Source organism: Streptomyces chiangmaiensis, from assembly GCF_036281785.1.
Lineage (GTDB): Bacteria > Actinomycetota > Actinomycetes > Streptomycetales > Streptomycetaceae > Streptomyces > Streptomyces chiangmaiensis.
In genome coordinates this window covers 1-9156 of record NZ_JAYWVC010000268.1, presented here as the reverse complement: position 1 = coordinate 9156, position 9156 = coordinate 1, and the positions used below count along the sequence as shown (strand labels likewise).

Sequence of the window (9156 nt, the reverse complement as noted above, 5' to 3'; positions counted from 1 at the left end):
GCCGATGCGCACCTACTCCTCCGGCATGGCGGCGCGGCTGCGTTTCTCCATCGCGGCCGCCAAGGACCACGACGTCCTCATGATCGATGAGGCACTCGCCACCGGTGACCGCAAGTTCCAGACGCGCTCCGAGGAACGCATCAGGGAGCTGCGCAAGGAAGCGGGCACGGTGTTTCTGGTCAGTCACAACAACAGGTCGATCCAGGACACCTGCGACCGCGTCCTGTGGCTGGAACGTGGTGAGCTGCGGTTGGACGGTCCGACCGAAGAGGTCCTCAGGGAGTACGAGAAGTTCACGGGCAAGTGACCCGTTTTGCCCAGGGCCCCGCCGGAACGGTCCGGCGGGGTCCTGCGTCTGCAAAGGAAATGTCAAGTCTGTTTGCGCTTAGGAATCTTGGTGCCAATCGGTGTGTTGTTGTGATGTGCAGGACACCCCGACGAACCTCGCCGAGTTGTACAACGTAAGCTGTACGGGTGCTGATTCGCGGCAAGTGGGGCGATAATGCGCTGCGCCCGCACACCTGCTGCGCTGCGCGGAAGGCCGGGCGGCGTGTCCGAAATAGGATGTATTGGGTCGGCAGTGTAGAACGGGAGATGTGACGGCAATGGCTACGGAAAGTCTCCGGCTCCGCGGGACATGTGCCGTCTCCACGTCGGGCGGCGAGCGGTGATCCAAACCGGGACGGCGCGCGCCGGCGACCCGGTGCGCGGCACCCTCGACAAAGCCGCGGACGAGAACTTCCCCGTGGCACCCTTCTTCCTGCCCAGGGCCTGGCGTGCAGATCTGATGGCGGTCTACGGCTTCGCCCGGCTCGTCGACGACATCGGCGACGGCGATCTGGCCCCCGGCGGGGCGGACGCCCGTCTGCTCGGCGTGTCCCCTGAGGAGGCCGGGGACCGCATCGTTCTGCTGGACGCCTTCGAGGCCGACCTGCACAGGGTGTTCGACTCGACACCGCGTCACCCGATCCTGGTCCGTCTCCAGCCTACGGTCCGACGGGCCGGCCTCACTCCCGAGCCCTTCCTCGGCCTGATCGCCGCCAACCGTCAGGACCAGCTCGTCGGCCGGTACGAGACCTACGACGACCTCCTCGCGTACTGCGAACTGTCCGCCAACCCGGTCGGCCGGCTCGTCCTGGCCGTCACGGGCACCGCCACCCCGGAGCGCATCCGCCGCTCCGACGCGATCTGTACCGCCCTGCAGATCGTCGAACACCTCCAGGATGTCGCCGAGGACTTCGGCCGCGACCGCATCTATCTGCCCGCCGAGGACATGAAGCGGTTTCATGTCCAGGAGGGGGATCTCGCCACGACCACGGCAGGCGCATCGGTGCGCGCACTGGTTGCGTACGAAGCAGAACGCGCCCGCGACCTCCTGAATGAAGGCGCCCCCCTGGTGGGTAGCGTCCACGGCAGGCTGAAGCTGTTGCTCGCGGGCTTCGTGGCGGGAGGAAGGGCGGCGATCCATGCGATCGCCGCCGCCGAATACGACGTACTTCCCGGCCCGCCGAAGCCCGGCAAGCTCCGGTTGCTGCGCGAGGTGGGCGTGACTCTGCGAGGAGAGGGGTGATCCGGACCGTGGAGTCGGAACAGCATTTGTCCCCGTCGGTACTTGCCGCTTACAGCTACTGCGAGGCCGTGACCGGGCAGCAGGCGCGTAACTTCGCGTACGGCATCAGGCTCCTGCCGACCCCCAAGCGTCGGGCGATGTCGGCGCTCTACGCGTTCTCGCGGCGGGTCGACGACATCGGCGACGGCGAGCTGTCGGCCGACGTCAAGACCGAGCGGCTGGAGGAGACCAGGGCGCTGCTGGAGCGGATCCGCGCCGGAAAGGTGGCCGAGGACGACACCGACCCCGTCGGTGTCGCGCTGACTCACGCCGCCCGCCACTTCCCGATCCCGCTCGGCGGTCTCGACGAACTCATCGACGGCGTCCTCATGGACGTACGCGGCGAGACCTACGAGACCTGGGACGACCTGAAGGTCTACTGCCGCTGTGTGGCCGGGGCCATCGGACGGCTCTCACTGGGTGTGTTCGGCACCGAGCCGGGGGCGCGAGGAGCCGAGCGTGCTGCGGAGTATGCCGACACGCTCGGGCTCGCGCTGCAACTCACCAACATCCTCCGCGACGTCCGCGAGGACGCGGAGGGTGGGCGGGTGTACCTGCCCGCGGACGACCTGGCCAAGTTCGGCTGCTCGGCCGGATTCCACGGGCCGACCCCACCCGAGGGGTCCGATTTCGCGGGCCTCGTGCACTTCGAGGTACGCCGGGCCCGTGCCCTTTTCGCCGAGGGCTACCGGCTGTTGCCCATGCTCGACCGGCGCAGCGGGGCCTGCGTCGCCGCCATGGCCGGCATCTACCGTCGGCTCCTCGACCGTATCGAGCGCGAGCCGGAGGCCGTGCTGCGCGGACGGGTCTCGTTGCCCGGCCGTGAGAAGGCATATGTCGCCGTGCGCGGCCTGTCGGGTCTGGACGCGAGGAATGTGTCCCGGCGGACCGTCAGGAGGCGCGCCTGATGGACAATCCGCTCCCAGGTGATGCCGCCGCCGAAAAGCGGCAGGCAACCCTCCGGTGCGGCGCGGCGTCCCTGACTGCGACGGCCTGCCGTGCATGGTTCAAGCACCACGGCGGACCGGCAGGGGAGGAACCACGATGAGCGACGGCACACTGCCGGAGGGCCTGGCCCCGGACGCCTCTGGGCGCCCCGGGACACCGTCGGCGTCCGGGACCTCCGCCGTGGTGGTCGGCGGGGGGCTCGCCGGGATCACGGCCGCGCTTGCGCTCGCCGATGCCGGCGTGCGGGTCACCCTGCTGGAGGGACGCCCCCGCCTCGGCGGCCTCGCCTTCTCCTTCGAGCGCGGCAACCTGACCGTCGACAACGGCCAGCACGTCTATCTGCGCTGCTGCACCGCGTACCGGTGGTTCCTCGACCGCATCGACGCGGCTGCGCTCGCCCCGTTGCAGGATCGTCTCGACGTACCTGTTCTCGACGCGGACGCCGCACCGGGACGACGGCTGGGCAGACTCCGGCGCGACGCACTGCCCGTACCCCTGCACCTCGGGCGCAGCCTGGCCACCTACCCTCACCTCTCCCTCGTCGAGCGCGCCAAGGTGGGGCGCGCCGCACTCGCGCTCCGGGCGCTGGACCTCGCGGATCCGGCGCTCGACGCACAGGACTTCGGCAACTGGCTGGCCGCGCACGGTCAGTCGGCGCGTGCCGTCGAGGCACTGTGGGACCTGGTCGGGGTCGCCACCCTCAACGCGGTGGCCAAAGACGCCTCGCTCGGGCTCGCCGCGATGGTGTTCAAGACGGGACTGCTGTCCGACCCGGGTGCGGCCGACATCGGATGGGCTCGCGTCCCGCTGGGCGAACTGCACGACCGGCTGGCCCGCAAGGCGCTCGACTCCGCCGGTGTCCGTACCGAGATTCGTACACGCGTCACCTCCATCTCCATTGACGAAAACGGGATCTGGAGCGTTCAGGTTCCCGGCGAGCGCATCGAAACCGATGCGGTCGTCCTCGCCGTCCCACAGCGCGAGGCGCACGGTCTGCTGCCCGCCGGAGCCCTCGACGCCCCCGAACGGCTGCTCGAGATCGGCACGGCGCCGATCCTCAACGTCCATGTCGTCTACGACCGCAAGGTGCTCGGGAGGCCGTTCTTCGCCGCGCTGGGCTCCCCGGTCCAATGGGTCTTCGACCGCACCGAGGCCTCGAGGCTGCGCGAGGGCCAGTACCTGGCACTGTCGCAGTCGGCGGCACAGGACGAGATCGACGAACCCGTCGCCGTGCTCCGCGAGCGCTATCTGCCGGAGCTGGAACGGTTGTTGCCGGGTGCCCGTGACGCCGAGGTCAAGGACTTCTTCGTGACGCGGGAGCGTACGGCGACGTTCGCTCCCACCCCGGGTGTCGGGCGGCTGCGGCCCAGCGCCCGCACCAAGGCCCCCGGCCTCTATCTGGCCGGAGCGTGGACCGCCACCGGGTGGCCCGCGACCATGGAAAGTGCGGTCCGTAGTGGAGTCGGCGCGGCGGCCGCCGCGCTGGGCGCCCTGGGCCGGTCCGGCGCACATCTGCTCGACCTCTTCGAGGAGGCGGCATGAGCGCCGGTCCGCACGGGGCGGGCCCCCGCAACCCCGGTATCGCGACAAGAGGAGAGACTGTGCCCACTGTGCCCCCGGCCGAGACGGCTGCCGACGCGGTGGACGTGTCCGCGCTTCTGGAGCGCGGCCGGACCCTGGCCACCCCGGTGCTGCGGGAGGCAGTGGACCGACTGGCGCCGCCCATGGACACCGTCGCCGCCTATCACTTCGGCTGGATCGACGCCGAGGGCAACCCCGCGGACGGCGACGGCGGCAAGGCGGTGCGTCCCGCGCTCGCCCTGCTCTCCGCGCAGGCCGCGGGCCGAGCGCCCGAGGTGGGCGTACCGGGCGCGGTCGCGGTCGAGCTGGTGCACAACTTCTCGCTGCTGCACGACGACCTGATGGACGGCGACGAACAGCGCCGCCACCGCGACACCGTCTGGAAGGTGCACGGTCCCGCGCAGGCCATCCTCGTCGGTGACGCCCTGTTCGCCCTGGCCAACGAGGTGCTGCTGGAGCTCGGCACCGTCGAGGCCGGCCGCGCCACCCGTCGTCTGACCAGGGCCACACGCGCGCTGATCGACGGTCAGGCCCAGGACATCTCCTACGAGCACCGTGACCGCGTCAGCGTCGAGGAGTGCCTGGAGATGGAGGGCAACAAGACCGGAGCCCTGCTCGCCTGCGCCTCCTCCATCGGTGCCGTCCTCGGCGGGGCCGACGACGGCACCGCCGACACCCTGGAGAAGTACGGCTACCACCTCGGCCTGGCGTTCCAGGCCGTCGACGACCTCCTCGGCATCTGGGGCGACCCGGAGGCCACCGGAAAGCAGACCTGGAGCGACCTGCGCCAGCGAAAGAAGTCCCTGCCGGTGGTTGCCGCGCTGGCGGCGGGCGGCCCCGCCTCCGAGCGGCTCGGGGAGATCCTCGCCGAGGACGCCAAAAGCAGCGACTTCGAGAACTTCTCGGAGGAGGAGTTCGCCGCGCGGGCCGCACTCATCGAGGAGGCCGGCGGCCGCGAGTGGACCACCCAGGAAGCGCGTCGCCAGCATGCGATCGCCGTCGAAGCCCTGGAATCGGTCCGGATGCCCCAAGAGGTGCGCGCGCAGTTCACGGCGCTCGCCGATTTCGTCGTCGTACGGAAGAGATGATCACTATCGGTCGAACACACCTCGCGTAGTCGCCGGCCGGTGCCTCCCCCGCTCTCGATTCCTCCCTCACCCGACTCCGTTCGGGTGAGGGGAGTCCTGCGAGCGAGGGGACCCGCATCGTCCACGCGCACCGGCCGACGGCGGACCCAAAGCAGCACGACTTGAATGACTGCACGAAGGGGATGCCATGACAGCGACGACCGACGGAAGCACCGGGGCACTGCCGCCTCGCGCCGACTCGGCCACGGAAACAGACGAACCGCTCCCGGTGGCGGCCGGGCCGGTCGGTATTCGAGACGCCGCCGAGCGCGCCATGCGGCGCGCGACCGATTTCCTGCTCGCGGGGCAGGACGCCCAGGGCTGGTGGAAGGGCGACCTCGAGACGAATGTCACGATGGACGCCGAGGACCTCCTGCTCCGCCAGTTCCTGGGCATCCGCGACGACAAGACCACGCACGCCGCCGCGCTGTTCATCCGCGGTGAGCAGCGCGAGGACGGCACCTGGGCCACCTTCTACGGCGGGCCCGGCGAACTGTCCACCACGATCGAGGCGTACGTGGCCCTGCGCCTGGCCGGTGACGCACCGGACGAGCCCCACATGGCGCGAGCGTCCGCGTGGATCCGTGAACAGGGCGGCATCGCCGCCTCCCGAGTCTTCACCCGGATCTGGCTCGCCCTGTTCGGCTGGTGGAGGTGGGAGGACCTGCCGGAGTTGCCGCCGGAGCTCATCTACTTCCCGAAGTGGATGCCGCTGAACATCTACGACTTCGGATGCTGGGCGCGCCAGACCATCGTGCCGCTCACCATCGTCTCGGCGAAGCGCCCGGTGCGTCCGGCCCCGTTCCCGCTCGAGGAGCTGCACACCGACCCGAGCAACCCCAGTCCGGCCAGGGAGCCGGCCCCGGTGGCGAGTTGGGACGGTGTCTTCCAGCGGCTCGACAAGGCACTGCACCACTACCGCAAGGTCGCCCCGCGCCGACTGCGCAAGGCAGCCATGGACGCCGCCTCGCGCTGGATCATCGAGCGTCAGGAGAACGACGGCTGCTGGGGCGGGATCCAGCCGCCCGCGGTGTACTCGATCATCGCCCTGCACCTGCTCGGCTACGACCTCGAGCATCCCGTGTTGCGCGAGGGCATCGCGTCGCTGGACCGGTTCGCCGTGTGGCGCGAGGACGGCGCCCGCATGATCGAGGCGTGTCAGTCCCCGGTGTGGGACACCTGCCTCGCGACCATCGCACTCGCCGACGCGGGAGTGCCCGCCGACCACCCGCAGTTGGTGAAGGCCGCCGACTGGATGCTCGGCGAGGAGATTGCCCGGCCGGGCGACTGGTCGGTCAAGCGCCCCCAACTTCCGCCGGGCGGCTGGGCGTTCGAGTTCCACAACGACAACTACCCCGACATCGACGACACCGCCGAGGTGATCCTCGCGCTGCGCCGCGTCCGGCACCACGATCCGGAGCGCCTCGAGCAGGCGATCGGGCGAGGGGTGCGCTGGAACCTCGGCATGCAGTCCAAGAACGGCGCATGGGGCGCCTTCGACGTCGACAACACCAGCTCGTTCCCCAACCGGCTGCCGTTCTGCGACTTCGGCGAGGTCATCGACCCGCCGTCCGCCGACGTCACCGCACACGTCGTGGAGATGCTCGCGGTCGAGGGACTCTCCCACGACCCGCGCACCCGCCGGGGCATCGAGTGGCTGCTGGCCGAACAGGAGTCGGACGGTTCGTGGTTCGGCCGCTGGGGCGTCAACTACGTGTATGGCACAGGTTCGGTGGTGCCGGCCTTGGTGGCCGCGGGCATCCCCGGCTCGCACCCGGCGATCCGACGGGCCGTGTCCTGGCTGGAGGGCGTGCAGAACGACGACGGCGGCTGGGGCGAGGACCTGCGCTCCTACAGGTACGTCCAGGAGTGGACCGGCCGGGGTGCCTCCACCGCCTCGCAGACGGCGTGGGCGCTGCTGGCGCTGCTGGCGGCGGAGGAGAGCGAGAGCAAGGCCGTGGAGCGCGGCATCGAGTTCCTCGCCCGGACCCAGAACGACGACGGGTCCTGGGACGAGCCCCACTTCACCGGCACCGGCTTCCCCTGGGACTTCTCCATCAACTACCACCTCTACCGGCAGGTCTTCCCGCTCACGGCGCTCGGCCGCTACGTCAACGGCGAGCCGTTCGCCGAGGCCAAGGGGAGCTGATGAGCCAGAAGCCCGAACAGGCCCCGTTGCTGATCGCCTGCGCGCTCGGCATCGAGCATCTCGCCCTGCGCAGTGGCGGTCACACGGGTGCCGACGGGCCGATCACCCTGCTCCGTACGGGTATGGGTCCCCGGGCGGCCGAACGCTCGGTCACCCGGGTGCTCGACGACCCCGCATTCGCCGGGGCGGCCGTCGTCGCCACCGGCTTCTGCGCGGGCCTCGCCCCGGGCATGCACCCCGGCGACCTGGTCGTCGCCGAGGAGACCCGGGACCCGCGCGGCACCACCCCGTGCGCCGGCACCGACCTGCTCGTCAAGGAGCTCGCGCGCGCCCTGCCCGGGCGCACCATCCACACCGGGCCGCTCACCGGCTCGGACCACGTCGTCCGAGGTCAGGAGCGGTCTGAGCTGCTCGCGACCGGCGCGATCGCGGTCGACATGGAGTCCGCGGCCACGATTCACAGCGCCGTGCGCGCGGGAGCGCGCCCGGTTGCGGCCGTCCGGGTGGTCGTGGACGCTCCAGAACATGAACTTGTCCGTATCGGCACCTTGCGCGGTGGAATATCAGCTTTCCGCGTCCTGCGTGCCGTCCTTCCCGCTTTCTTCGAATGGCACCGTTCTTTGCTGCTCCCTCGGAGGTGAGCCAGATGGCCATGCCGCTGCGCCAGTCCATCAAGGTCGCTACGTATTTGTTTGAACAGAAACTCAAGAGGCGGGACAAGTTCGCGCTGCTGGTCGAGCTGGAACCACTCTTCGCCTGCAACCTCAAGTGCGAGGGCTGCGGGAAGATCCAGCATCCGGCAGGTGTGCTCAAGCAGCGCATGCCCGTCGCCCAGGCCGTGGGAGCGGTTCTCGAGTCCGGCGCCCCCATGGTGTCCATCGCGGGTGGTGAGCCGTTGATGCATCCGCAGATCGACGAGATCGTACGGCAGTTGGTGGCCAAGAAGAAGTTCGTGTTCCTGTGCACCAACGCACTGTTGATGCGCAAGAAGATGGACAAGTTCAAGCCCTCCCCCTATTTCGCCTGGGCCGTTCACATCGACGGGCTGCGCGAGCGGCATGACGCCTCGGTGGCCAAGGAGGGCACCTTCGACGAGGCGGTGGAGGCCATCAAGGAGGCCAAGCGACGCGGCTTCCGGGTCACCACCAACTCGACCTTCTTCAACACGGACACCCCGCAGACCATCGTGGAGGTGCTGAACTACCTCAACGACGACCTGCAGGTCGACGAGATGATGCTCTCGCCCGCCTACGCCTACGAGAAGGCCCCCGACCAGGAGCACTTCCTCGGTGTCCAGCAGACCCGTGAGCTGTTCAAGAAGGCCTTCGCGGGCGGCAACCGCAGGCGGTGGCGGCTCAACCAGAGCCCGCTGTTCCTGGACTTCCTCGAGGGCAAGGTCGACTTCCCGTGCACCGCGTGGGCGATCCCGAGCTACTCACTCTTCGGCTGGCAGAAGCCCTGCTATCTGATGAGCGACGGGTACGTGGCCACGTACAAGCAACTGCTCGAGGAGACCGACTGGGACCAGTACGGCCGCGGCAAGGACCCGCGCTGTGCCAACTGCATGGCGCACTGCGGATACGAGCCGACCGCCGTGCTCGCCACCATGGGCTCCCTGAAGGAGTCCCTAAGGGCCGCGCGCGAGACCATGACCACCGGAAAGCAGCGGTGATGTGATGACCGCCGTTTCCTTGGGCGTCCCCGAGGTGCCGGCCCGGCCCATCGCGCAGCGACGCGTGTCG

Annotated in this window: 8 protein-coding genes and 1 pseudogene; all 9 read left to right on the top strand. The window is 69.6% G+C overall.

Going from position 1 to position 9156, the window contains the following annotated elements; all coding sequences use genetic code 11:
* A pseudogene (locus VXC91_RS39265) lies at window positions 1-307 on the top strand (ABC transporter ATP-binding protein); the annotation flags it as partial.
* A 330-nt stretch (window positions 308-637) separates the two neighbouring features.
* Window positions 638-1570, top strand: a complete 933-nt coding sequence (gene hpnC, locus VXC91_RS39260) for a squalene synthase HpnC (protein WP_408057591.1) — start codon at window positions 638-640, stop codon at window positions 1568-1570.
* On the top strand, window positions 1567-2517 hold the full coding sequence (gene hpnD, locus VXC91_RS39255) for a presqualene diphosphate synthase HpnD (RefSeq protein ID WP_329512143.1): 951 nt from the start codon (window positions 1567-1569) through the stop codon (window positions 2515-2517). Before hpnC ends, hpnD begins: the two co-directional genes overlap by 4 nt.
* On the top strand, window positions 2517-2657 hold the full coding sequence (locus tag VXC91_RS47280) for a DUF6380 family protein (protein ID WP_408057590.1): 141 nt from the start codon (window positions 2517-2519) through the stop codon (window positions 2655-2657). The genes hpnD and VXC91_RS47280 overlap by 1 nt, the downstream gene beginning before the upstream one ends.
* Window positions 2654-4099: a hydroxysqualene dehydroxylase HpnE gene (gene hpnE, locus VXC91_RS39250; protein ID WP_329512142.1), complete on the top strand. Its 1446-nt coding sequence runs from the start codon at window positions 2654-2656 to the stop codon at window positions 4097-4099. Before VXC91_RS47280 ends, hpnE begins: the two co-directional genes overlap by 4 nt.
* Window positions 4096-5226: a polyprenyl synthetase family protein gene (locus VXC91_RS39245; protein WP_329512141.1), complete on the top strand. Its 1131-nt coding sequence runs from the start codon at window positions 4096-4098 to the stop codon at window positions 5224-5226. Before hpnE ends, VXC91_RS39245 begins: the two co-directional genes overlap by 4 nt.
* A gap of 187 nt (window positions 5227-5413) precedes the next feature.
* Window positions 5414-7414 carry a squalene--hopene cyclase gene (shc, locus tag VXC91_RS39240; protein ID WP_329512140.1) on the top strand — a complete coding sequence of 667 codons (2001 nt, stop codon included), beginning with the start codon at window positions 5414-5416 and terminating at the stop codon, window positions 7412-7414.
* Window positions 7414-8055 carry a phosphorylase family protein gene (locus tag VXC91_RS39235; protein WP_329512139.1) on the top strand — a complete coding sequence of 214 codons (642 nt, stop codon included), beginning with the start codon at window positions 7414-7416 and terminating at the stop codon, window positions 8053-8055. Before shc ends, VXC91_RS39235 begins: the two co-directional genes overlap by 1 nt.
* Before the next feature lie 5 nt (window positions 8056-8060).
* On the top strand, window positions 8061-9086 hold the full coding sequence (gene hpnH, locus VXC91_RS39230) for an adenosyl-hopene transferase HpnH (RefSeq protein ID WP_329512138.1): 1026 nt from the start codon (window positions 8061-8063) through the stop codon (window positions 9084-9086).
* The last annotated feature ends 70 nt before the right edge of the window (window positions 9087-9156 follow it).

Excerpts from the sequence above, each read along its gene's own strand:
- shc (WP_329512140.1), top strand. The coding sequence starts at position 5,414 with ATGACAGCGACGACCGACGGAAGCACCGGGGCACTGCCGCCTCGCGCC.
- VXC91_RS39245 (WP_329512141.1), top strand. The coding sequence starts at position 4,096 with ATGAGCGCCGGTCCGCACGGGGCGGGCCCCCGCAACCCCGGTATCGCG.
- hpnH (WP_329512138.1), top strand. The coding sequence starts at position 8,061 with ATGGCCATGCCGCTGCGCCAGTCCATCAAGGTCGCTACGTATTTGTTT.
- hpnC (WP_408057591.1), top strand. The coding sequence starts at position 638 with ATGTGCCGTCTCCACGTCGGGCGGCGAGCGGTGATCCAAACCGGGACG.
- VXC91_RS39235 (WP_329512139.1), top strand. The coding sequence starts at position 7,414 with ATGAGCCAGAAGCCCGAACAGGCCCCGTTGCTGATCGCCTGCGCGCTC.
- hpnE (WP_329512142.1), top strand. The coding sequence starts at position 2,654 with ATGAGCGACGGCACACTGCCGGAGGGCCTGGCCCCGGACGCCTCTGGG.
- VXC91_RS47280 (WP_408057590.1), top strand. The coding sequence starts at position 2,517 with ATGGACAATCCGCTCCCAGGTGATGCCGCCGCCGAAAAGCGGCAGGCA.